The 23,636-nt window shown below is 67.6% G+C and carries 24 protein-coding genes and 1 pseudogene; 17 read left to right on the forward strand and 8 right to left on the reverse strand.

Annotated elements, in window-relative coordinates; translation table 11 throughout:
* Positions 1-25 precede the first annotated feature (25 nt).
* Positions 26-1,060 carry an integron integrase gene (locus IPG05_16115; GenBank protein ID MBK6496599.1) on the reverse strand — a complete coding sequence of 345 codons (1,035 nt, stop codon included), beginning with the start codon at positions 1,058-1,060 and terminating at the stop codon, positions 26-28.
* A gap of 212 nt (positions 1,061-1,272) precedes the next feature.
* Between IPG05_16115 and IPG05_16120 the strand changes: the two genes are divergently transcribed.
* Positions 1,273-1,590: an HPF/RaiA family ribosome-associated protein gene (locus IPG05_16120; protein ID MBK6496600.1), complete on the forward strand. Its 318-nt coding sequence runs from the start codon at positions 1,273-1,275 to the stop codon at positions 1,588-1,590.
* Here IPG05_16120 and IPG05_16125 read toward each other — a convergent pair.
* A complete protein-coding gene (locus tag IPG05_16125) occupies positions 1,548-1,919 on the reverse strand; it encodes a hypothetical protein (protein MBK6496601.1) in 372 nt (123 codons plus the stop codon). The genes IPG05_16120 and IPG05_16125 overlap by 43 nt on opposite strands.
* Between IPG05_16125 and IPG05_16130 the strand changes: the two genes are divergently transcribed.
* The 5 genes from IPG05_16130 (at position 1,889) to IPG05_16150 (ending at position 7,293) form a co-directional block, all read left to right on the forward strand.
* Positions 1,889-2,872 (forward strand): dienelactone hydrolase, encoded by a 984-nt coding sequence (locus IPG05_16130; GenBank protein MBK6496602.1) that lies wholly within the window; start codon positions 1,889-1,891, stop codon positions 2,870-2,872. The genes IPG05_16125 and IPG05_16130 overlap by 31 nt on opposite strands.
* 46 nt (positions 2,873-2,918) lie before the next feature.
* Positions 2,919-3,254, forward strand: a complete 336-nt coding sequence (locus IPG05_16135; GenBank protein ID MBK6496603.1) for a hypothetical protein — start codon at positions 2,919-2,921, stop codon at positions 3,252-3,254.
* Between the two features lie 264 nt (positions 3,255-3,518).
* A complete protein-coding gene (locus IPG05_16140) occupies positions 3,519-4,661 on the forward strand; it encodes an acyl-CoA dehydrogenase family protein (GenBank protein ID MBK6496604.1) in 1,143 nt (380 codons plus the stop codon).
* A 6-nt stretch (positions 4,662-4,667) separates the two neighbouring features.
* Positions 4,668-5,096: a DUF393 domain-containing protein gene (locus IPG05_16145; GenBank protein MBK6496605.1), complete on the forward strand. Its 429-nt coding sequence runs from the start codon at positions 4,668-4,670 to the stop codon at positions 5,094-5,096.
* Complete coding sequence (locus IPG05_16150; protein MBK6496606.1) at positions 5,089-7,293, forward strand: family 20 glycosylhydrolase; 2,205 nt, start codon at positions 5,089-5,091, stop codon at positions 7,291-7,293. Before IPG05_16145 ends, IPG05_16150 begins: the two co-directional genes overlap by 8 nt.
* 605 nt (positions 7,294-7,898) lie before the next feature.
* Here IPG05_16150 and IPG05_16155 read toward each other — a convergent pair.
* From IPG05_16155 to IPG05_16175, 5 genes are all read right to left on the reverse strand, one after another.
* Positions 7,899-8,654 (reverse strand): copper homeostasis protein CutC, encoded by a 756-nt coding sequence (locus IPG05_16155; GenBank protein MBK6496607.1) that lies wholly within the window; start codon positions 8,652-8,654, stop codon positions 7,899-7,901.
* Positions 8,642-9,970: a Gfo/Idh/MocA family oxidoreductase gene (locus IPG05_16160; GenBank protein MBK6496608.1), complete on the reverse strand. Its 1,329-nt coding sequence runs from the start codon at positions 9,968-9,970 to the stop codon at positions 8,642-8,644. Before IPG05_16160 ends, IPG05_16155 begins: the two co-directional genes overlap by 13 nt.
* Before the next feature lie 126 nt (positions 9,971-10,096).
* Positions 10,097-11,290 (reverse strand): nucleoside permease, encoded by a 1,194-nt coding sequence (locus tag IPG05_16165; protein MBK6496609.1) that lies wholly within the window; start codon positions 11,288-11,290, stop codon positions 10,097-10,099.
* Positions 11,287-11,937, reverse strand: coding sequence for a DUF1080 domain-containing protein (locus IPG05_16170; protein ID MBK6496610.1), 651 nt, complete (start codon positions 11,935-11,937; stop codon positions 11,287-11,289). The genes IPG05_16165 and IPG05_16170 overlap by 4 nt, the downstream gene beginning before the upstream one ends.
* A gap of 130 nt (positions 11,938-12,067) precedes the next feature.
* Positions 12,068-14,053, reverse strand: coding sequence for a family 20 glycosylhydrolase (locus IPG05_16175; protein ID MBK6496611.1), 1,986 nt, complete (start codon positions 14,051-14,053; stop codon positions 12,068-12,070).
* A gap of 162 nt (positions 14,054-14,215) precedes the next feature.
* On the opposite strand from IPG05_16175, the gene IPG05_16180 reads away from it, so the two are divergent.
* The 11 genes and pseudogenes from IPG05_16180 (at position 14,216) to IPG05_16230 (ending at position 23,119) form a co-directional block, all read left to right on the forward strand.
* Entirely contained in the window at positions 14,216-14,998 is a 783-nt protein-coding gene (locus IPG05_16180; GenBank protein MBK6496612.1) for an MOSC domain-containing protein, read from the forward strand.
* Between the two features lie 114 nt (positions 14,999-15,112).
* A complete protein-coding gene (locus IPG05_16185) occupies positions 15,113-16,252 on the forward strand; it encodes a hypothetical protein (GenBank protein MBK6496613.1) in 1,140 nt (379 codons plus the stop codon).
* A gap of 142 nt (positions 16,253-16,394) precedes the next feature.
* Positions 16,395-17,897, forward strand: a complete 1,503-nt coding sequence (locus tag IPG05_16190; GenBank protein ID MBK6496614.1) for a Gfo/Idh/MocA family oxidoreductase — start codon at positions 16,395-16,397, stop codon at positions 17,895-17,897.
* Between the two features lie 92 nt (positions 17,898-17,989).
* Positions 17,990-19,132, forward strand: coding sequence for an Ig-like domain-containing protein (locus IPG05_16195; protein ID MBK6496615.1), 1,143 nt, complete (start codon positions 17,990-17,992; stop codon positions 19,130-19,132).
* Positions 19,074-19,415, forward strand: coding sequence for a hypothetical protein (locus IPG05_16200; protein ID MBK6496616.1), 342 nt, complete (start codon positions 19,074-19,076; stop codon positions 19,413-19,415). The genes IPG05_16195 and IPG05_16200 overlap by 59 nt, the downstream gene beginning before the upstream one ends.
* Positions 19,416-19,436: 21 nt before the next feature.
* Positions 19,437-19,883 carry a DinB family protein gene (locus IPG05_16205; GenBank protein MBK6496617.1) on the forward strand — a complete coding sequence of 149 codons (447 nt, stop codon included), beginning with the start codon at positions 19,437-19,439 and terminating at the stop codon, positions 19,881-19,883.
* A gap of 65 nt (positions 19,884-19,948) precedes the next feature.
* Positions 19,949-20,650 carry a DUF481 domain-containing protein gene (locus IPG05_16210; GenBank protein MBK6496618.1) on the forward strand — a complete coding sequence of 234 codons (702 nt, stop codon included), beginning with the start codon at positions 19,949-19,951 and terminating at the stop codon, positions 20,648-20,650.
* Positions 20,651-20,893: 243 nt separating this feature from the next.
* Positions 20,894-21,547 carry a DUF481 domain-containing protein gene (locus IPG05_16215; protein MBK6496619.1) on the forward strand — a complete coding sequence of 218 codons (654 nt, stop codon included), beginning with the start codon at positions 20,894-20,896 and terminating at the stop codon, positions 21,545-21,547.
* Between the two features lie 37 nt (positions 21,548-21,584).
* The gene (locus IPG05_16220; protein ID MBK6496620.1) at positions 21,585-22,187 is read left to right on the forward strand and encodes a YdeI/OmpD-associated family protein; all 603 of its coding nucleotides are present in this window, start codon (positions 21,585-21,587) and stop codon (positions 22,185-22,187) included.
* Positions 22,096-22,708: pseudogene (locus tag IPG05_16225) on the forward strand (putative metal-dependent hydrolase). The gene IPG05_16220 and the pseudogene IPG05_16225 overlap by 92 nt, the downstream one beginning before the upstream one ends.
* A 33-nt stretch (positions 22,709-22,741) precedes the next feature.
* On the forward strand, positions 22,742-23,119 hold the full coding sequence (locus tag IPG05_16230; protein MBK6496621.1) for a hypothetical protein: 378 nt from the start codon (positions 22,742-22,744) through the stop codon (positions 23,117-23,119).
* A 63-nt stretch (positions 23,120-23,182) separates the two neighbouring features.
* Here the strand turns inward: IPG05_16230 and IPG05_16235 are convergent, their stop codons facing one another.
* Complete coding sequence (locus IPG05_16235; GenBank protein MBK6496622.1) at positions 23,183-23,326, reverse strand: RidA family protein; 144 nt, start codon at positions 23,324-23,326, stop codon at positions 23,183-23,185.
* Positions 23,327-23,636 lie beyond the last annotated feature (310 nt).

Here is a 23,636-nt window from a genome sequence, read left to right on the forward strand (position 1 = left end):
CATCCGTACGGTACGCCCATGCAAGCTAAACCGCCAAACCGCCGAGTAGGTCGCCAAGACCGCCACCGTCCGCCGGGCTCGTCACCCCCAACCCGCCCCGGTTCAGCACGTGGGTATAGATCATCGTCGTCGTCACACTCCGATGCCCGAGCAGCTCCTGCACCGTCCGGATATCCGCCCCGCTCTCGAGGAGATGTGTTGCAAACGAATGTCGCATTGTGTGGCAACTCGCCCGCTTCGTGATCCCGCTCCGCCGAACCGCCGCCGTCATCGCCCGCTGCATCGCCGACTCATGCCAATGATGCCGCACCCAGTGGCCACTGGCTGCGTCCCGGTAGCGCCGACTCGCCGGAAAGAGCCACTGCCACGCCAGGCTCCTCCCAGCCCCCGGGTACTTCCGGTCCAGCGCCTCCGGCAACATGACCCACCCCCCATCCGCCCCCTCGACACAGTCCCCGCGGTGCAGCGCCGCCACCCGCCGAATCTGCTCCCCGATCGCCCCGCGCACCGCCCTCGGCATCACCGTCACCCGATCCTTCGCCCCCTTCCCCCGCCGGATCCGGAACTCCCCACGCTCCAGGTCGAGGTCCTTCACCCGCAACGTCAGGCACTCCGTCAGCCGCATCCCGCTCCCGTACAGCACCACGCCGATCAGCCGAGCCACCCCGTCCAGCTCCGCCAATACCCGCCGCACCTCTTCCTGCGTCAACACCACCGGCAACCGCTCCGGCTGCTTCGCCCTCGGCAACGCCCCCAACGCCTCCAATGGCTGGCGCAACACCTGGCCATACAGAAAGAGCAACGCCGCCAACGCCTGGTTGACGCTGCTCGCCGACAACTGCCGCGCCTCGGGAGATGGCCTAGGAACGCGCGCACCTCCGCCGCCCCAAGCTCCCGGGGATGCCGCAACCGATGAAAGCGGACGTACCGAACGACCCAGGCCAGATAGACCTCCTCGGTCCGGGGCGAGAAGTGCCTCAGGCGCAAATTGGACTGCATGGCACGCAAGAGGGGCGAATTGTGCTGCACAGAGAACTCCGCGATGAGAACGCGGAACCATCGCCACCTACTCGGACGGCCGTCGGCACCCAGAAATGCGATCCGGGACCCCGTTCACCTTTCACTCCGTGCCTGACGGCCACAGTACGGTCTCACTGGTCACCGGTCACCGTTCACTTCTCACCTTTCACGTTTCCGCGCTGTCCATCCTCCGACCGATTGCCTCGTCTCCATCCTGCACCGACATTCGATCCTCCTACCCAGGAGCACTCCATGCTCGTCCAGTTCAACAGCGATCGTCACATCACCGCCACCGCCGCCCTCACCGAACACTCCGAAAGCTCCGTCCGCGGCGCCCTCGGCGCGTTCGCAGATCAGATCACCCGCGTTGAGATTCATGTGAGCGACGAAAACGGCGCCGACAAGCGCGGCCTCAACGACAAGAGCTGCCGGATCGAGGCACGGCTCAGCGGCCGCCCGCCGATCGCCGTGCACGCCGTCGCCGACAGCGTGGCGAAGAGCGTCGATGGCGCCGCCGAGAAGTTGCGTCACGCCATCGCGAGCATCGTCGGGCGCGACAACCAGCACTGACCACCACCAGGAGTCCCGTCGATGTCCAGACCGAAGAAGCCGCGCCGCAAGTTCAGCGATCTGCCCAGGGCGCTGCGCCGCACCGAGCCGTCCGATGATGGCACCACGATGGCGCCGGGTATCCGGCACTCGAAGGGCAGGAGCCACTCCCCGAGGAGATCACCGGCCGCGCCTCCGGCACGCGCGATGACCTCGTCTCCCTCTTCGACAGCACCGATCGCGATCACCTCGCCGACGGCTTCCGCGGCGGCAGCGAAGACGACGATGACACCAAGGATTCCCCCACCTAGCTTCCAGCATGCTCGCCACCACTCCGCGCCATCTGGCAACCGCCCTCCTCCTCGTCGCTGCGCCGCTCACCGCGCAGCACTACGATCCGCTCGCGCTGCCGGCCGCGAAGCTCGCACCACCGATCGACCTCACGATGCGCGACGCCGCGCGGCAACGCGACATCCCGATTCGCGTCTTCCTCCCGGCCACCGCCGCCGCTGCCCCCGTCGTCCTCTTCTCGCACGGACTCGGCGGCTCCCGCGAGAACGCCGCCTACCTCGGCGAACACTGGGCCGCGCGCGGCTACGTCGTCGTCGCGATGCAGCATATCGGCAGCGATGAGTCGGTGTGGAAGGGCGTGCGCCCGGTGCAGGCCATCGCCGCGATGAAGCGGGCAGCATCCGCCGAGAACCTGATGCTCCGCCTCGCCGACGTGCCGGCCGTCATCGATCAGCTCGCGCGCTGGCAGACCACGCGCGGCCACCCACTCGCCGGGCGGCTCGACCTGACGCACGTGGGCATGTCGGGGCATTCGTTCGGCGCCGTCACCACACAGGGCGTCAGCGGCCAGTCGATGCCAGGACGCGGGACGCAGTTCACCGACGCGCGCATCGACGCGGCCTTGATCCTCTCGCCGAGCGCACCTCGTGCCGGGAGCGCCGCGCAGGCGTTCGGGAAGGTCGCGCTGCCGTGGCTGTTGATGACCGGCACGGAAGACACCTCGCCGATCGGCGACATCGACGTGGCCGACCGACTCGCCGTCTATCCCGCCCTCCCGCCCGGATCGAAGTACGAACTCGTCCTCGATGGCGCGCAGCACTCCGCCTTCGGCGATGTACAGGGGATGCGCACCGCCAAGCGGAATCCCAACCACCACCGCGTCATCCTCGGGCTCTCGACGGCGTTCTGGGACGCGTACCTCAAGAACGACACGGCCGCCCGCGCGTGGCTCGACGGCGACGGCCCCCGCACCGTCCTCCAAGCGAAGGACAAATGGCAACACAAACCGTAGGGCGACGCATGCGTCGCCCTTCGTCCGCGGCGTGGTGTGGCTCACCATGATCACGGCATGCGCCTCACCCACCTCGGCCGACACGGTTCCCGTCGACGGAACGATCCTCCGCGGTCCGCTCCAACCAGTCTGCCAGGTCGACCAGTCATGCGACGGGCCGCTGGTCGCCGACTTCACCGTCGTCCGGAATGGCCGCACCGTGCGGAGCTTCCGCACCGACGCCAACGGACACTTCGCCATCGCCCTCGCGCCCGGCAGCTATCAGGTCATCCCTTCGGTGGATGCGCCGATCATGGGCGCGGGTACCGTGTCGCAGCCGCTGACCGTCGTCGCGCCGGAAACGCGCGGGGTGACGTTGCAGTTCGATACTGGGATCAGATGAGGGGTGAGGGGTGGGGGAGCCCATGTCATCCTGAGCGTAGCGGCGGCGTAGCCGACGCGAAGTCGAAGGACCCCTGTCCGGCGCGAAGTGATCGAGGTCCTTCGACTGCGCACCCCTTCGGGGTGCTCCGCTCAGGATGACAACCCCCCTCACCCCTCACCCCTCACCTTCCACACCGTTCACCGTTCACCCATCCACCACCCTACCCTCAAACGTCCCGTCCAACGATCTTCCGCGCACCTTTTTCCTCCGAGTTTCGCAGTCATGGATTTCAGTCTGACCCCCGAGCAGGAACAGATCAAGCAGATGGTCCGCGACTTCGCGGCCACCGAGATCCTCCCGCACGTGATGGAATGGGATGAGGCGCAGCACTTCCCGCTCCCCACCGTGAAGGCCCTTGGCGACCTCGGTCTCCTCGGCGCCGTCTTCCCGGAGCAGTACGGTGGTGCGGCCCTCTCCTATATCGACTACGTCAACATCCTCGAAGAGCTGGCCGCCGTCGAATCAGGCATCGCCCTGATCGTCGCCGCGCACAATTCGCTCGGCATCGGCCACATCAACGTCGCCGGGTCGGAAGAGTTGAAGCAGCGCTACCTGCCGAAGCTCACCACCGGCGAGTGGATCGGCTGCTGGGCACTGACCGAGCCGGGCTCCGGCTCCGACGCGTCGGGGATGCACACGGTCGCCGTGCGCGATGGCGATGACTGGATCCTCAACGGGACCAAGAACTTCATCACCAACGCCACGCACGCGCAGCTCGCCACGGTGCTCGCCGTGACGGACCGCAACGACCAGAAGCACGGCATCACCGCCTTCGCGATCGAGATGAGCACGCCCGGCATCCGCGCCGGCAAGAAGGAGAACAAGCTCGGCATGCGGATCTCCGACACCGCCGAGCTGATCCTCGAGAACTGCCGCGTCCCGAACGCCAACGTGATCGGCCAGGTAGGCTACGGCTTCAAGGACGCGATGAAGACGCTCGACGGTGGCCGCATCTCGATCGCCGCGATCGCCCTCGGCATCGCGCGCGGCGCCTACGACGCGGCCCGCAAGTACGCCTCGGAGCGCACCGCCTTCGGCCAGCCGATCGCCGGCTTCCAGGCGATCCAGTTCATGCTCGCCGACATGGCGACCGAGATCGAGGCCGCGCGCCTCCTCTGCTACAAGGCCGCCACGATGAAGGACGCCGGCGAGCGCGTCACCACCGCCTCGGCGATGGCGAAGTTGTACGCCTCGGAAGTCGCGGTGCGAGCCACCGAGAAGACGGTGCAGATCTTCGGCGGCTACGGCTTCATCAAGGAGTTCCCGGCCGAGAAGTTCTATCGCGACGTCAAGCTGACGACGATCGGCGAGGGCACCTCCGAGATTCAGCGCATGGTGATCGCCCGCGCCATCCTGGCGATGTAACGCACCATGGACGGCGGACCGGTGCTGTTGTACGACGGCCAATGCGGCTTGTGCAACGGCACCGTCCAGTGGATCCTCCGGCGTGACCCGCACGGCTCGCTCCGCTTCGCGCCCCTCGAGGGGTCGCTGGGCGGAGCGCTTCGCGTCCGGCATCCCGACGCCACCGCCGATTCGCTGCTCTGGTTCGAGCCCGCCACCGCCACCACCCCAGAACGGCTGCTCATCCGCTCCGACGCCGCGCTCCGCCTGGCGCGCTACCTCGGCGGTGGCTGGCGACTCGCCGCGCTCCTCGCGATCATTCCCCGTCCGCTGCGCGATGCCGGCTATGCCGTGATCGCGACGCTCCGTCACCGCCTGGCCGGTGGCGCCGACCGCTGCCTGCCCCCGACTCCGGCCCAACGGGCCCGCTTCCTCCTGGATGGTGCCGATGCGTGACGCCACTGCCGTACTCCTTCTCGCCACGGTGACGGCGCTTCCGCTTTCGGCCCAGCATCCGGCCACGCGGATCATTCCGAAGATCGAACAGGTCACACCACGGGCGGGATCGTGGCGCGTCGGCGACACGCTGGTCATCGTCGCCACCGATTCGCTGTCGCGCACGGAGGCGCAGCGCTTCGCGGCCGCACAACTTCGTGATGCCAAGCGCGTGGTGCGCGTCGTCGCCAGCACCCAGCCCTCGGCACTCCGCCTCGCGATTCAGGGCGGTGTGGCCACGGACGAATCGTACGCCCTGTATGTCGACAGCATCGGCGGGTTGATCACGGCGCCGAGCGTGCAGGGCATCCGGTACGGACTGCAGACGCTGCGGCAACTGCTGCCCGCGCAAGGCGGTGGGCGCATCGAGGGCGTCGAACTCCACGATGCCCCACGCTACCCGTGGCGCGGCGCGATGCTCGATGTGGGGCGCCACACCTTTCCCGTCGCCGACATTCTCCGCTGGATCGACCTGCTCGAGCGCTACAAGCTGAATGTCTTCCACTGGCACCTCACCGAGGACCAGGGATGGCGGATCGCGATCGACAAGTATCCCAAGCTGACCAGCATCGGGGCGTTCCGCACCGAGGCCGACAGCAGTCGCTACGGCGGCTTCTTCACCAAGGCGGACGTCCGTCAGGTCGTGGCGTACGCGGCGGCGCGTGGCATCACCGTGGTGCCGGAGATCGAGATGCCGGGCCACGCACGGGCGGCGATCGCCGCCTATCCCGAACTGAGCTGCACCGGGGCGCCGTTGCCGGTGCCGACGACGTGGGGCGTCTTCGGCGATGTCCTCTGTCCGACCGTCACCACCTTCCGCTTCCTGGAGGGGGTGCTGACCGAGGTGCTCGAGCTCTTCCCGTCCCACTACATCCACATTGGTGGTGACGAAGTGCCGAAGGATCGCTGGAAGGCATGCACCGAATGCCAGGCGATCATGCGCCGTGAGGGGCTCAAGAATGAGCACGAGTTGCAGCGCTGGTTCATCGCGCTGATCGGCAGCTGGCTCTCGGAGCGCGGTCGGTCGCTCACCGGATGGGACGAGATCCTCGACGGTGGGCTGCCCAAGGGCGCCACCGTGCAGGCGTGGCAGGGGAGTGACCGCATCGCCGCGGGGCTTGCCGCGGGCGCCGACGTGATCGCCTCGCCCTCGGAGTGGGTCTATCTCAATCGTCCAGCCAACGAACTGCCGCTCGCGCGCGTGCTGCAGTTCGACCCCTCCGCCAAACTGGGCACCGTGCCGGGGCCAGGGAAGTTGCTCGGCGGCGAGGCACCACTCTGGACCGAGCATGTGACCTCGCCGGCGAATGTGGAACTGATGTGGCTGCCACGGTTGCTCGGATTCGCCGAGACGATGTGGCGCGGGCCGGCGGAGATCGCGGAATTTCAGGCGCGGCTGGATGGCGGAGAACTCGCCCGTCTCGCCCGTGCCGGCTACGCCATCGGCCCGGCCGACGAGGACCTGCTTCGGATCACCTTCGACTGGGACAGTGCGGCGGGTGGACTGCGCGTGCGCACCAAGTCCGTCCCGGGCGTGACGCTCGCGATGCGGCGCGCCGACAGCGAGACATTCGCGGATGTGGCCGACGGCGCCCTCTTCAAGGGGCGCGGCGAGTGGATCATCGAGGGGCGCTACGACGGGCGGATGGTGCGAGAGGCACGCCGCGTGACGATGGTCTCCCACCTGGCGGTCGGCAAGCCGGTGCAAATCGCCCGACCTGCCGACCCCAAGTACCCGGGGACTGGCAACTTTACGCTCACCGACGGCGTGCAGGGGACGAGCTTCGCTGACGGCTTCTGGAACGGCTGGTTGGGGATGGACGTCGATGCCACCATCGACCTCGGCGTCGCCATGCCGGTCAAGTCGGTCGTGGTCTCCATGCTCGAGGAGGTCCGGTCGTGGATCCTCCTGCCGAAGGAAATCCGCGTCTCGGTCTCGGAAGATGGTGTCCGGTGGGAAGATGGCGGTGTGCGGTCGGTGCAACAGGAGGTCACCCCGGATGGGCGGTCGCGGCCGCGCATCACCCTTGGGCTGCCGGCGGCGACGCGCGCACGCTACATCCGGGTCGTCGCAATCAATGGCGGCCGACTCCCCCGTTGGCATAGCGGCGCAGGCGAAACATCATGGGTCTTTCTCGACGAAATCGAGGTCCACTGACCCGCGCCCTACAGGCACGCTCCTTGAAGACGATACTGGCTTATTCGCTGCCGCTCCGACGGGAGGCTCCTCGGCAGCTCCAGCAACATCCTCCTGGAGATCCTCATCATGACCATCGCCCTTCGCCAACGCGTCTCGCACGCGGGCATGGTCGGTCTCGTCGCCGCCGCCCTGGCAGTGTCGATCCAGTACTTCGTCGCATTCCCGGTCGGCAACCAGCCCAACTGGCTGGCGCTCTTGAGCGCCGCTGCCGCCGCACCCTCCGCCTATGTCGTCGTCCCCGTCCGCGCCCCGATCGAGGGGTGGATTCAGATGGAGATCGGCGGAACCTCGCTTCGTGAAGCCACGACGCCATTCGGCCCGGCGCTTCGCGGCGGGACGGATGACTTCCTCCTGATCGCGCTCGGAACCATCATCATGGTGGGGATCGTGGCGTATCTGGCGGAAGGGGTGCAGGAGATGGTCACGGAGCGGGGGACGACGGGCCGGGAAGGGGTGCAAGGGCGAGTCGAAGGCCCTCCGAACCGCGAAAAGGAAGAGGTCCTCGACTGCGCAGCCCTACGGGCTGCTTCGCTCAGGATGACAACATTCGACCCCCTCACCCCTCACCGTTCACCGTTCACCCTCCCAACAATCTCCCCGATTCGACCAGCATCCGTCACCATCCTGACCCGCTCATCCTCCGGCCAGTTCTTCCGGAACGGCACTGGATGCGAATTGAACGACATCATCTCGTGCAACGGCGCGGTGCCGCGCACGTGGATCTCGTGCACGCCGGTGGCGCTGATGAGCTCGGCGGCGTTGTGCTCGTCGACCCCACCACCCGCCATGATCGAGATGCGGCCGGCCGCCTGAGTGACGCCAGCGGCGAGGTTCGCGCGGCCGTCCCAGGCGTTCTCGCGCTGGCCGGAGGAGAGGACGCGCTGGACGCCGAGGCGGATCAGTGTCTCCAGTGCACCCGCCGGATCGCGGCAGACATCCCACGCGCGGTGGAAGGTGAGCGGCAGTCCGCCCGCGGCCTCCTTCCATGCCAGGACCGCCGCTTCGTCGACGTCGCCCTCAGGCGTGAGCGCGCCGATCACCACGCCATGGACGCCGCACTCGCGGGCATGCGCGACATCGGCGGTCATGATGGCGATCTCGTCGGCATCATAGATGAACGAGCCGCCGCGGAGCCGGATGATCGGGAAGACGGGAATCCTGAGCGCCTGCACGGCGGCGACGAGCACGCCGTGGCTCGGCGTCGTCCCGGCGTCGGCTAGGTTGTCGCAGAGTTCGACCCGATGCGCGCCGCCACGCTCTGCCTGAACCGCCGAGGCGACGCTGTCGACACAGGCCTCGATGGTGATCAGAGCGACCATCCCGCGCGGTAGGTCGGGGTGATCCACTCCGGCGGCAGCGGCGTCTTGATGACCCCCTCAGGCGAGATCTCGATGATCCGGCCCGAGCGCACCGCGAGGCAACCGTAGAGCACCATCTCGGTCAGCGGCCCGGAGTAGTCGACGAAGTTCGACAGCGGCGCCGGACCCTTCCCGGTGATCGCGTTGATCCACTCGGCGTAGGCCCCCGGCGACCGCGCATAGGTCGGCTTCGGCGGCGTCTTGAGCCACTGCGCGTGACGCGTCGGATTCAGGATGCGGAGCGAGTCGCCATAGGCATCGGCGACCATCGCGCCGTCGGTGCCCACCCACATCTGTCCGCCCACCTCGCCGATCGGCCACTGATCCTTGTCGCCGAGCTCCATCGGGCGCGCTGGCCAGATCGAGCCGTCGCGCCAGACCACCTTGACCGCGGGGCGCTTTGCCGTGGCGGGGAAGTCGTACTGCACGCGCGACTGCTTCGGTGCCGTCTCCTCGAACATCTGGCTCGACTCGGGGGTGATGCGCGCCGGATTGCGGAGATCGAACGCCCAGAACGCCGCGTCCATCGCATGGCAGGCGATGTCGCCGAGGGCGCCGGTGCCGTAGTCCCACCAGCCGCGCCAGCGGAACGGGGCGTACGCCGGGTTGTACGGCCGCTCCGGCGCGGGGCCCTGCCAGAGGTTCCAGTCGAAGGTCGGATGCGGATTGTGCGCATCGGTCGGCCGCTCGAGGCCCTGCGGCCAGACCGGACGATTGGTCCAATAGTGGATCTCGCGGATCTCGCCAATCAGGCCGGCCTCGTACGCCTCGCGGATGATCCGCGTGCCGGCGCCGGCATGGAACTGGTTGCCCATCTGCGTCGCGACCTTGCGGACCTTCGCCTCGGCCACCAGGGCGCGAACCTCATGCATCGTCCGCGTCATCGGCTTCTGCGTGAACACCGGCTTGTTGAGCTTGAGCGCCGCCATCGTCGCCACCGCGTGGGTGTGATCCGGCGTCGACACCGACACGGCGTCGATCTCGCTCCCCATCGTCGCCAGCATCTCGCGGTAATCCTTGAATTGCTTGGCGTCGGGGTAGCGCGCGAACGACTTCGCCCCCGACCGCCAATCGACGTCACAGAGCGCCGCGACCGACGCGCCGGCCTTCACCATCTCGGTGATGTCGGACTCGCCCTTGCCGCCGATGCCGATGGCCGCGAGCCGCACCGTGTCGCTCGGCGCCGTGAAGCCACGCCCGAGCACGTGCCGCGGGACGATGTGGAAGGCGGCGCCGACGGCGGCGGCGGATTTCAAAACCGAACGACGAGTTGGCATGGGGAACTCCGGAAGCAGGATGATCGATGGTCGACGATCGATGATCGATAGCTGACGGTCAGGGGAGACATGTCGCCCTGCACGGCGCCATCGATCATCGACCATCGATCATCGATCATCGTTTCGTCAATGTGCCTCGACAACCGTCTTCGGCTTGAACGCCACCGCAAAGATCAGGAAGATCACCGCCGCACCGATGGCCGGAACCTTCCAGATGGCGGTCCAGTCGTGGGTGCCGTCGGCGAGCTTGTGCGCGTCGACGATCCGTCCCGAGAGCCAGGAGCCGGCGAAGTTGCCGAAGCCGAGGGTCACCAGGGCGATGAATCCCTGGGCCGCGGCGCGAACCTTCGGGCCCGCCTGCTGGTCGACGTAGATCTGGCCGGAGACGAAGAAGAAGTCATAGCAGACGCCGTGCAGCAGCAGGCCGGCATAGATCAGCCACACCTTGCTGTCGGCGTTGCCGTAGGCGAAGGCGTAGTACCGCGCGGCCCAGGCGACCATCGCCACCAGCAGGATCGTCTTGATGCCGTGCTTCCGGAGCAGGACGCCGATGAAGAGCATGAAGAAGACTTCGCTCATCTGGCCCATCGTCATCTTGCCGGCCGCGCTCGCCACGCCGATCTCGTTGAGGAACGGGTTGGCAAAGGCGTAGTAGAACTGGAGCGGGATGCAGAGCAGGAAGGAGCCGAACAGGAAGACGGTGAACGACCGGTCCTTCATCAAGGCCAGGGCGTCGATGCCGGCGGCATCGCGCCACGAGAAGGGCTTGCCCTTGCTCGGCGGCGGCGTGTGCGGCAGCAGGAACGAGAAGAGACCGAGCGCCACCGACGCCATCGCGGCGATGCGGATCGGGGTGGCCGTGGCGTCGACGCCGAGCTTGCCGAGCAGCAGGCCCACGGCGATCCAGCCGATCGTGCCGAGGACGCGGATCGATCCGAACTCGGCGGCCGGGTTCTTCAGGTGGCTCATCGAGAGGGAGTTGGTGAGCGCGAGCGTCGGCATGTAGCAGAGCGCGTAGAGGAGCATCCCGATGTACATCGAGTCGAAGGTGCTCAGCGTCGAGACATAATAGAGCAGCGCCGCCCCGGTCAGGTGGAGGGCGGCGAGCATCTTCTCGGTCGGGAGGAAACGGTCGGCGATCGTGCCGAGGCCGAACGGCGTCACGATCGCGGCGATCGCGGTGGTGCCATACATCAGGCCGATCTGGGCCCCGTCAAACTTGAGCGTCTGCCCGAGATACGTGCCGAGGGTGACCGCCCAGCTCCCCCAGATGAAGTACTGGAGGAACATCATGATCTGGAGTCGGAGGCGTGTGCTCACTTGATCTCCCGGATCTTGATGTTGCGGTACCAGATGGTGTTGCCGTGTTCCTGCAGGCCGATGCTTCCCTTCCGCGCCAGGCCATACGTGGGCCACTGCGCGAACTTGGTCTTCTTCACGGCATCCTTGAAGGCGCGCGAATCGAAGTCGACCTGGTCGGCGATCTTCGTCCCGTTGAACCACGTCTCGACGATCGCACCATGGGTCATGATCCGCATCGTGTTCCACTCGCCGAGCGGCTTCACGAGGTCGGGGGATGCCGGAGCCAGCCCGTAAAGCGCGCCGGCGGAGGTGAGCGGCGAGAGGCCGTCACGGTGGCCGATGTTGTCGAGCACCTGGATCTCAGGGGCGTTCTGGTACACCACCTCGGTGCCTTCCGTGGCCCAGAAGAAGATGCCGCTGTTCCCCTTCGACTCGATCTTCCATTCCAGGACCAGCTCGAACGAGTCGAACTGCTTGTCGGTCATGATGTCGCCGGTGGTGGCGGTCTTCACCATCATCCCATCCTTCGCCTCCCACCCCGTCATCTGCCCCGGCTTCTGGTAGAGATGCCATCCCTTCATGCTCTTGCCGTCGAAGAGCAGCGTCCAGCCGGCCTTCTTCTCGGCCTCGGTCAGGGTGTTCGGGGTGGCATGCATGGCGCTCATGTCATGTTGGGCGTGAGCGGTTGCCGCACCGGCAAGCATCGCCACGGCGCAGGAAACGAGCACGCGAGCAGGCGCGCGTCGGAACATCGGCTGGCCTCGGAGCAAAGGGGAGTGGAGGGAACCCCGAAGCTTACGGGACCGAGGACACTGGCGCAACGAGACGCCGAACCGCCTCCGCCCCGACCGGCCGCAACAACCCGAACGTCTTCCCCTCGATCGTCTTGAGCGTCGAGTCGGTGGTGGCGAGCCACCCTGCCGACGGCTGCACCTTCCGCATCCGGTAGTCGAGGGCCTCAAGACCGATGCGGCCCAGGGTGTTGAGGGCGCGGGCCACCAGGAGTCCATCCGTCGCCATCGGGGTCCGCCCAACCATCGCGTCGAGCAGCGGCGTGAAGCCCTGCATCGCCCGGAAGTGGTCGGCCAGGACGCCCCCGGCGCGCGCATCGCCCTGCACGGCCTGCTCGGCGAGCGCCTGCATCCGCCAGCCATTCCAAGGGTCGGGGCGCGCCGCGTCGATCAACCGGGTGAGTGGCGAGAACTGATTGGTGCCGCGCCCCGCAAAACCGCGCGGCCGGGCGTACTCCAGCAGTCCGACCAGCGTGGCGGCATCGTCGCCCTCGGCAAAGCGGCGCACCATCCGCGCCGTGTGCGACTCATGCACCGGCCCGACTTCCTCGAGCCGACGCGAGAAGACCTCGAGCCGGCGATACATGTCGGGGACATCGCGCACCGACGCCGGCGACCAGAAGCGCTCGGCCACACCCGCCAGCCGCGGCCAGAGGCGCGAGTCGATCGTCTCCTGCGTGATGTACTCCCCCCACATGCACGCCTCGCCGCCCAGCACCAGCGCCTGCTGCGCCGGCGTGAGATCGTGTCCCGCGGGGAGCGGATCGCTCAGGTACATCTCGGTGGTGGTCTTGATGTGGTCGAGGTAGTACGGCGCCGAGAGGATCGCCTGACGGCCCTGCTTCGCCGCGGTGATCAGGTAGTTGGTGCCGCGCCACGACTGGATCACCGCGCCGGCAGGGAGATTGGGGGCGAGGATCTCGTCCCAGCCCACCGGCTGGCGGCCATGCTTCTTGAGGATCGCGAAGAGCCGGGTGTTGAAGTGGGTCTGCAGCGCGTGCGCATCGGCGATGCGGTTCGCCTTCATCCACGCCTGGATGGTCGGGTTCGCCTTCCACTCCGTCGGCTCGACCTCGTCGCCACCGATGTGCCACGACTTGTCGGGGAAGAGGGTGACCATCTCGGCGATGAAGGTGTCGAGGAAGCGGTAGGTGCTCTCGACCGTCGGGTTGATCGCCGGATGCGACACGCCCCACTTCCGGTCGATCTGGTACGGCCCCTTGCCGCTCGCCAGTTCGGGGTAGGCCGCGAACCACGCCGTCATGTGGCCCGGCATGTCGAACTCGGGGACCACGCGAATGCCGCGATCCGCTGCGTAGGCCACCACGGCCTTCACCTGCGCCTGCGTGTAGTGGTCGCCGTCCGAGCCCAGTTCGTGGAGCTTGGGGAACGCCTTCACCTCGACGCGGAAGCCCTGGTCTTCGCTCAGGTGCCAGTGGAGGACGTTCAGCTTCGCCATCGCCATCCCGTCGATGGTGCGCGTGATCACCTCGACCGGGATGAAGTGGCGGCCAGCGTCGACCAGGACACCGCGCCAGCGGAAGCGCGGCGCATCGGTGATCGTCGCCATCTGCAGCGAGGCCCCGCTGGCATCCTGCTGATAGAGCTGAAGCACCGTCTCCAGGCCGCGGATCGCGCCAACAACCGTCGGCGCCGTGAGCGTGACGGTCTGTTTGGTCACGTCGAGTCGGTAGGACTCGTCGTCATCGAGCGACGGCACCGCCGGCGAGGCCCGCCCCACCTGAACGATCAATCCTTTGGTCGGCGCCGTGCCCCCGATGCTCCGCGGCAGCGCCACCACCATCCGTGCCTCGAGTCGCCGCATGGCCCGCTGTACCGCCCGCTCCAGCCGCGGGTCACGGTAGCCGGTGATCGCCGCGGTGAACGTCGAGTCCAGCAGCAGGGAGCCCGCCCCCATCGTCACCGAGGCCGGGACCGGGAGGAGGTTGTGCTGCTGGTCCGGAACAGGCTGGCCGAAAAGGCCTGCCATCAGGGCAAGGGGTGCGAGGCGCATGGTCGGTCGGGGTTGGAGTAGTCCTCAATATACGCAAGGCGGGCATCGATCATCGATGATCGATCATCGATGATCGATAGCAGCCCCGGCCCCCCCCCCCCCCCTGAGCCTACACAAGACTCAGACTATACTTCCCGAATGCACCTCACCTCCCTCCACCGCTACCCCATCAAAGCCTGCCGCGGCCACGCCATCGACTCCGCCGTGGTCGATGCGCTCGGCTTCGTCGGCGACCGTCGCTTCATGCTGGTCGACAGCAACGACCGCTTCGTTTCGCAGCGGGAGGCCGCGGTGCTGGCGACGGTCACCCCGACCTTCGACGGCAGCATCCTCACCGTCGAGGCGCCCGGGGTCGAGACGCTGGTGCTTGAGCTCGATCCGCAGGGCGCCTCGCGCGACGTGACGATCTGGAATGACCAGGTCACCGCCACCGACCAGGGTGACCATGCCGCCGAGTGGTTTGCGGAGGTGGTCGGCCATCCCTGCCGGTTGGTGCACTTCGGCGGCGAGGCGACCAGGCGGCTCGATCCGCGCTACTCGCCCAGGCCCGACGCGGAGACCGCCTTCGCCGACGGCTATCCGGTGCTGGCGGTGCTGCAGGAATCGCTCGACGACCTCAACCACCGCCTCGAGCATCCCGTGCCGATGGCCCGCTTTCGCCCCAACATCGTCCTCACCGGCGCGCCGGCCTGGAGCGAGGACGCCTGGACCACGCTCACGCTGGGCGACGTCACCTTCGATGCGGTGAAGCCGTGCGCGCGCTGCACTGTCCTCACCGTCGATCAGCAGACAGGTGCCCGCGACCCGCAGCAGGAGCCGCTCCGGACCCTCGCGACCTTCCGAAACATCCCGGGGCGGGGAACGATGTTCGGGGTGAATCTGGTGGCGAGGGGCAACGGAGTCGTAAGTCGTAAGTCGTAAGTCGTAAGTCAAACTCGGCCACAGCCTGCGAGCATGAGCAAAGCACCATCCTGAAGGACCTACGACCTACGACTTACGACTTACGACCAGCGACTCTCAACCGACATCCCAACAATGACCCTCCGCCTCTACTACACCTCCTCCACGCTCCTCGACTTTCCGGCCACCGTCATCGATCACGACGGCGACCTCACGCGCGTCGTCCTCGATCAGACCGCCTTCTACCCCACCTCCGGCGGGCAGCCGCACGACACCGGGATGCTCGGCGGCGTGCCGGTGATCGACGTGATCGACGACGACGAGCGGATCATCCACGTCCTTGCCGCGCCGCTCCCGCTGGGTGAGGTGCGTGGCGTGGTGAATGCCGCCCGCCGCACCGATCATATGGAGCAGCACACGGCGCAGCACCTCCTCTCCGCGATCGCCGCCGACACGTTCGGTTGGGAGACGGCGTCGGTGCACTTCGGGGCCGAGCATTCGACCATCGAGTTCGCGGTGGCGAACGGCAGCGAGGCGCAGCTGGCCGAGCTCGTGGAGCGGGCGCAGGCGGCGGTGCGGGCCGCATTGCCGGTGACGGTGTCGTTCGAGGCGTCGGCCGATGCCGTCGCCGCGGGACTCCGGAAGGCGCCGCCGCGCGACGGCGAGTTGCGCGTCATCACCATCGCCGGGCTCGATCGGAGCGCGTGCGGCGGGACGCACGTGGCGACGACGGCGGAGATCGGTGCGATCGTCATCACGGGCGTCGAGAAGGTGCGTGGGCATCTGCGGGTCGGCTTCCTCGCGGGCGGACGGGTGCTGGCGCATCTGGCCGAGCGTGATGCGCTCGTCGCGGCGTTGGCGCGAGCGCTGTCGTGCGCGGAGGATGAGCTCGCGGCGCTCGTCCCGAAGCGACAGGAGGAGTTGCAGTCGCTGCGGGCGCAGCTCGCGGTGCTCGAAACCGAGCTCGCGGGGCACCGCGTCCGCGCCCTCCTGGACGCGGCCACGCCCGATGCCGAGGGTGTCCGCCACGTGGTGCACCACGCCACCACCGAGTCAGCGGCACTGCTCAAGGCGATGGCCCAGGCGGCGGCGGCCGAAGCGAAGGCCGTCCTGATCCTCGTCTCGCCCCCGTCAGTGGTGCTCGGCAGCAGCGCCGACAGCGGGGTGGACGTCGGGGCCCTGCTGAAGGCCGTGATCGCGGCGCACGGCGGCAAGGGTGGCGGCTCGCCGCGGCTGGCACAGGGGGTCGTGCCGTCCGGATGGCCGATGTCGTAGGGGCGACGCATGCGTCGCCCTTTCCCCACCCCGATCGAGATCCCGTAGGGGCGACGCCTGCGTCGCCCCTCCACCCATCGGAATCCCGATGTACACCGCCAATCCCGCCACATCGTCGACACTCTCAACGCCAGGGCTGCTCATGTCCCGTCGCAAGGTCAATCGTCGTGATTTCATCGCCACCTCCGGAGCCGCCGCGGCGAGCGCCATGATCGTGCCGCGCCATGTGCTCGGCGGGCAGGGCTTCACGGCGCCGAGCGATATTGCCAACATCGCGGTGGTCGGCGCGGGTGGCATGGGCGCGAGCAACACGACGCAGATCCTCTCCGAGAATCTGATCGCCGTCGCCGACGTCGACTTCGACTACGTCGATCGGCGCGTCGGGCCGGCAGTCAATCGCGACGGCACCCCGAACAAGCTTCATCTTGCCCACGCCAAGGCGCGTCGCTACGCCGACTTCCGCGAGATGCTCGACAAGGAGAAGGGGATCGACGGCGTCATCATCGCGACGCCCGACCACACGCATGCCGTCGTCGCCAAGGCCGCGATGGAGCTGAAGAAGGCCGTCTACGTCCAGAAGCCGCTCTGTGCCACGGTGGCCGAGGCGCGGATGCTCGCGAAGCTGGCCGCGTCGAGTGGTGTGGCGACGCAGATGGGCAACCAGGGCCATTCGCGCGAAGACACTCGCCTGATCCGTGAGTGGATCCAGGCCGGGCTGATTGGCGCGGTGAAGGAAGTGCACATCTACACGGACCGCCCGCTCGGCTACTGGCCGCAGGCCGTCCCGCGTCCGATCGCCGAAGGGGCGAAGATGCCGCCGATGCCGGCGCCGGGCTCGCAGTGGAGCCAGGGCACCATCAACAACATCCTCGCCAACGGGATGTCGGCCAATGTGGTGAAGCCCGACGCGCTCAACTGGGATCTCTACCTCGGCCCCGTGCCCGAGATTCCCTATCACCCGATCTACCATCCGTTCACCTGGCGCGGTTGGCTCGACTTCGGCGGCGGCGCGCTCGGTGACATGGGCGCCCACCTGGTCGACGGCCCCTTCTACGCGCTCGGCCTCGACTACCCGACCACGGTCGAGGGATCGTCGACGCCCTTCGGCGGACCGCGCACCAATGCGGCCTCCTTCCCGATGGCGACCAACGTGCAGTGGGAGTTTGCAGCCACAGCGACGCGCCCGGCCTTCAAGATGTATTGGTATGATGGCGGCCTCATGGCGCCGCGGCCGGCCGCGCTCCCGGACGACTTCAAGTACGTCACCGAGGGTGGTGTCTTCATCGTCGGCGAGAAGGGAGTGCTGGTGCACCAGACGTATGGTGCCAAGCCGCAACTCTTCCCGGCCGCCCTCATGGAAGAGGCCAAGAAGGTGCCCAAGACCGAGCGGCGCGTCACCACGACGCACGAGATGAACTGGGTCAACGCCATCAAGGGCACCGACGTCGCCTCGTCGCCAATTGAATACGCCGCCAAGCTCGTCGAGACGATGCACCTGGGCGTCGCCGCGGTGCGCCACGCCGCCGCGCTCAACTCGGGTCCGCAGAAGTTGCAGTACGACGCGGCGAAGATGGCCTTCACCAATCAGGTCGGTGCCAACCAGTACCTCACGCGACCCTATCGCGCAGGTTGGAACGTGGTCTGAGCCTGACGGACTCGCTCCCCGCCACCGGTGGCGGGGGGCGTGCGAGGGTATCGTAAAGGAAGTAGTTCTCACCCCTCTCGCGCAGGTGCCACATGCGCCACTCGTCGTACCTTCTGCCGTGCGCTCTTCTTGCGGTCCTCGGCTGTGCCGAGGACCCTGTCGTCGCGCCGCCTGTCGCCACCTCCCTGCAGGTCGTCAGCGGGAACTCGCAGAGTGGCACACCGGGTTATCGGCTCGGCGCCGAGGTGGCGGTCCGGCTCGTCGATCAGCGCGGCGATCCCGTCGCTGGGGCGACCGTCAACTTTGCCAGCACCGAAGCAGGTGCAGTGGCCGAGCCGAGCAGTGCCGTGACGGATGCCGACGGTGTCGCGCGCAGTGCCTGGCGACTCGGCGCCGGTATCGGGACGCAGCGGCTCGCGGCGACCGTCGCCGGTCAGGAAATCCCTGCGGCGAACTTCACCGCGGCGGCGTCGAGTCAGTCACCGAGGTACGTCACCGGTGGTGGCCCCGGGATGTGCGTGGTGTATGCCGACGGTGTATTGCGTTGCGGCCTGCCGCCGACACTCGGTGCGGCGAATCCGACCTGGGCCGCTGTGGGCGGGGCGATGCGGTTCACCGAGGTGGTGTTGGTCGATGACGTCTTGCCGGGGATGAAGGGGTGCGCCGTGGCGGAGTCGGGGCGGATCTCCTGTTTCACACTCGGCGTCGATGGCGTGGTGACTGGACTAGCCGAGTTGGCCGGCAGTTACCCGGTGCTCCACGGACTCAGCGGGAGTGGCGTGGCCGTTTCCCCGCCGGCGTATTGTGGTCTCAGCGCCACCGGGGAGGGATTCTGCTGGGGTCGCAATGACAAGTTCCTGCTTGGCGTCATCTCCGACCAGGGTGTGGTCGTCTCCCCGTTGCCGATCAATACGCCGGTTCGCTTCGTGTTGATCGAGGTCGGCTGGGAGAATGTTTGCGCCCTGACCGCGGCGGGCGAGGCGTGGTGCTGGGGGCGGAATACGCGAGGACAAACCGGGCAGACGGGTCCGGGTCGGACCATCTATCCGGCACTCGTGCAGACTCCGACCAGGTTTTCGCGCATCGCGCTCGGTGACTGGGAGGACACGGCGTGTGGTGTCGCGATCAGCGGGGTCTCTGGTGCTGGGGGCGGGGCGCGACATGCTCGGCGCCTCCGTGACCACGCCGCTTGGTCCGGTGCCGGTCGCGATCCCCGGTCGGGAGAACGCGACTGACCTCACGCAGATCGCCTTTGCGCTCGTTACGCTCAACCAAAACCGGAGCGGCTCGGTCTGGGGCGGCCTCTCGTTCGTCGAGTCGGCAACCTTCAGCACCGAGTTCGTGAACTACACTCCCGTCCCGATCAGCGACCTCACCAATCGCACCGGCCGCGACGTCACCTGTGGCACGGCGGCTGGCGCCGCGGGGACGCTCTGCGTCGCGGCGCGCGGTCTGGTGACCGCCAAGTATCCTGGCGCGGGGCCGTTGCCGGCGGTCTTCGGGATTCCTGCGCAATAGCCTTCCGGAGAGACTGCCCCGATGCTCACCCGCCTACTCGACCACCTGATCTGGGCCGACCTCCGCACCGCGGACGCGCTGGCGACGCTCCCCATGCCCGACGCCGAGCTGCTGCGGCTCTACGCCCACGTCCTCGGCGCCGAAGCGGTGTGGTTGGCCAGGATTGCCGGCCGGAGCGGTGATGTGCTGGTGTGGCCGACGCTCTCGCTCGAGGAATGTCGCCAACTCGCAGCCGCCAACCACGCCGAGTTCGTGATGATGCAGGGTGCCCTCGACGATGGTGATGGCGAGCGGGTGGTCAGCTACGCCAATACCCGCGGCGAACGATTCGACAACACTGTCGCCGAGATCCTCCACCACGTCTGTCTGCACGGGATGTATCATCGCGGCCAGGTGATGCTCGGCATTCGCCAGGAAGAGGGGACGCCAATCTCGACCGATTTCATCGTCTTCGCCCGCGGCGCATAACCCACCCGCAGGACCGGCGGCCGGGCAGGGAACTCCCCCGCCTCGGCCGTTTTATTCATTGGCGCATGATCACCCTCCTCCTGGCGATGAGCGCCCTCGCGCCCGCCGACACGGTCAAGACCGTCAAGCTCACCGTCGATGCCGGCTTCGTGAACACCACCGGCAACACCGAGATCACCTCCGTCAACCTCGGCAACAAGCTCGAGGCCACCCAGCGCGGCTGGAAGTTCACCCAGACCGGCGGCGTGGTGTACGGCAAGAATGACGGCGAGGTGAACACTTCGCTGTGGATCGCCTCCCTGCGTGGCGCGCGCGACCTCTCGTCAAAGGTCTCGCTCTTCGTGGTCACCGAGTTCGACCGCAACACCTTCGCCGGCATCTCGTCGCGCTATGCGCCGCAGCTCGGCGTGGCCGCGAAGCTCGTTGACGCGGAGAAGGACAAGCTCCGCGCCGAGATCGGCGGCGGCTACACATGGCAGAATGCCGTGGCGGTCGGCAAGAGCGTGGAATTCGCGGCCGGGCGCGGGGCACTGCTCTATGCCCGCCAGCTCGGCCCCAAGGCGAGCTTCGGGCAGACGCTGGAGTTCCTGCCCAACTTCAAGACCAGCGACGACCTCCGCATCAACAGCGAAACAGCACTCGCCGCCCCGCTCGCCAGCGGCGTGGCGATGAAGGCCAGCTACGTGATTCGCTACGACGGACTTCCCGAAACGGGCTTCCGCAAGACAGATCGGATTCTCACCACGGGACTGCAGCTGGCATTCTGATCAGACCGGGGGCGTCCGGGCCGCGGAAGGGGTTACTTTCTGGGGATCCGGGCGCCTGGCAGGTGGCGGGCGTCGTCCTGTCGCGTCGTGCCCGCCGGAGCCACTCCATGTTCTCCATCGCCCGCCGTGCCCTCGTCCTCGCGCTGCTGCCCGTCGGGCTGGCGGCGCAGGCCGGCACGACGCCTCCGCCGACTGGTGCCGTGGCCCCGCCGGTGGCACCGACGCCCGCGCCGAAGCCCCAACGTGATCAAGTTCACCGGCGACCTCGGCTACGTCAGCACTGCGGGCAATTCGTCGGTGCAGACCTTGAACCTCGGCGATCGGGTCAGCGCCAAGTTCGGCGTGGTCACCATCTCGCAGCAGTTCTCGCTGGTGCACGGGCGCAGCAAGGGGAAGACGGTGACCTCGCTCTATCGGGCGCAGCTCCGCTCAGGACTACTCACTGCAGACCACCTTCGGCATCTACGCCCAGGTCAACTACGAGCGCAACGTCTTCGCCGGCCTCGCGTCCCGCATCGCGACCAACACCGGGTTGACGGCGTTGCTCCACGCCGACCCGCGTCACCGCCTCACGCTCGAGGGCGGCGTCTCGGTGACGGCACAGCGCTCGGTCGACCCCGCCAAGCGCCCCAACCAGGACTTCCTCGGTGGGCGCGCGGCGACGGCCTATACCCAGAAGCTCGGCGCCAGGCCTCGTTTGCACAGACGATCGAGTTGCTGCCGAATTTCCGCGAGAAGGAAGACCTCCGCATCAACACCGAGAGCACCGTCGTTGCCCCGATCACCAAGGAGGTCGGTGTGAAGTTGAGCTACGTGATCCGCTACGACGGCTTGCCGCAGCCAGGCTTCCTTTCGACGGACCGCCTCTTCACCTCCGGCATCCAGATCACGCTTTGATGGAGGCGCGTTCGATGCCTGGTCGCGGGTCCCGCGCATGACGTCGCCACGCCCGCCGCTGGCCGAGCCATCCGATCTGCGGGCGGCGCTCCGAGCAGAACCGGCGCTGCGCAAGGTGTTCAGTGCGCTCGCTTATACCCATCAGCGGGAACACATCGAGGCGCTGCTCACCGCGAAGAAGCCGGAGACGCGGGCGCGCCGGCTGGCGAAGACCCTCGACATGTTGCGCAGCGACCAGCCGGCGCGCGTGGCCACCAATTCGACCCGGCCGACTGTCGCCAAGATGAGCCTCCGCGCCGGGCAGCGGCTGCTGGTCCTCGATGCCGACACGGCGGCGCGCGCGACCTTCGCCGCACTGCCCGCCGGTGTCGAACGCGTCAGTCGAGCGGCCACGGCCAACGCCGACGTGGTGGTCCTCTACGCCCTCACGGCCGAGGCACTCGCACGCCGGCTCCCGACGGCCCTCAAGGCGCTCGTCGCTGGCGGCACGCTCTGGGTGGCGTACCCGAAGCAGTCGTCCGGCCGCGCCACGACGCTCACCCGCGACCATGGCTGGGCTGCGGTACACTTCCGGCTGGCGCGGCATCAACCTGATCGCCTTCGACGACCACTGGTCTGGAGAGAAATGTCGCCATGGTGACCCACGCTACCCGATCGGACCCTTCGTCGCGCCCACCGGCTGGGACGAGCATCTCGTGGCCATGTGGCGCGGCGCCATCGCCGAGCTGCCGCGCGCACTCCGCGCGACCGTGTCGAGCCTCGACAATGCCGCGCTCGACACGCCCTATCGCGACGGCGGCTGGACCATCCGCCAGATTGTTCATCACCTGGCCGACTCGCACCTGAATGCCTACCTGCGCTTCAAGCTGGCGCTGACCGAGGAGAATCCGGTCATCCGCCCCTACTCGCAGGAGGCGTTTGCCAAGCTCCCCGACTCGACGCACCTCACGGTGGCGCCGTCGCTGGAGATGCTCGAAGGACTCCACGTTCGCTGGGGGATGCTGCTGTCCACCCTTGACGACGCGGCGCTGCACCGCACCTTTGTGCACCCCGAGTACAACAAGACCTTCCACGCTCGGCTATACCCTGGCGCTCTACGCCTGGCATGGTCAGCACCATACCGCGCAGATCATCGCCCTGTGCAACAGCCGGCGCTGGTAGCGGCACCGCAGCTCACGCTCGTTTCTTCCTTACCTGGAGATCGCAGATGGAGCGACAGAAGGTCGTCGGGATCGGGGCATCGTCCTCTTTGCCGACAATGCGGATTCCCTCGCGCACTGGTACGAGCGCCACCTCGGCCTCTTCTTCACCCGCGAACCCGGCAGCCACGAGTGGTGGTGTGACTTCGGCGGCCTCTCCTTCTCGATTCATCAGGCGAAGCACCCGCTCGCGCACGACCGTCGCCAGGTCGAGATCACCTGGTACGTGAACGACCTCGACGCCCTCACCGAACAGCTCGGTGAACTCGGCGTCACCCTCGCCGAACGACAGGAAACCATCGACGGCGACTTCGCCTGGCTCGATGACCCGGAAGGGAATCGGGTGGAGTTGTGGCAGGCGCCGGGCAACTGAGCCGATCTGCAGCGACTGGTTATCGATCATCGATGATCGATCATCGATGATCGATGGCCAGAGTCACGACCCCGGACGCATCCTGTTCCGATCCGGAAACTCACTCCTCAGCTGTGCCGTCCCCTCGATCATCACCCGCATCGCCGCTTCGGGCAGGGCACTCACGCCGACCACGGTGAGGGCCGGTGGTGCGTCCTTTCCGAGCACGTCGAGGATGGCGGTGCACGGTCTCGACGGCCTCAGTCGAGGATCGCGGAGAGGTAGACGGTGGGCGGACCACGTCGCCGGGGACGCCCGCGCGCGGCGTGCGACGGTGACGAAATTGCCGAAGTGCCGCCCGGACCTGGCCGTTGAGGTCGGTGCCGACGAGGCGACCGGCCGAATCGACCGGCACCATCCCCGAGACCTGCACCGTGAAGCCGACGCGAACCGCGGCCGGCATGCCGTCGAAGCGTCGGGACGGAAGGCGCGACGATCCGCTCCGGCGTGGCGGAGGGCGTCGGCATCACGCCCGGCG

Source organism: Gemmatimonadota bacterium (assembly GCA_016704275.1).
Lineage (GTDB): Bacteria > Gemmatimonadota > Gemmatimonadetes > Gemmatimonadales > GWC2-71-9 > Palsa-1233.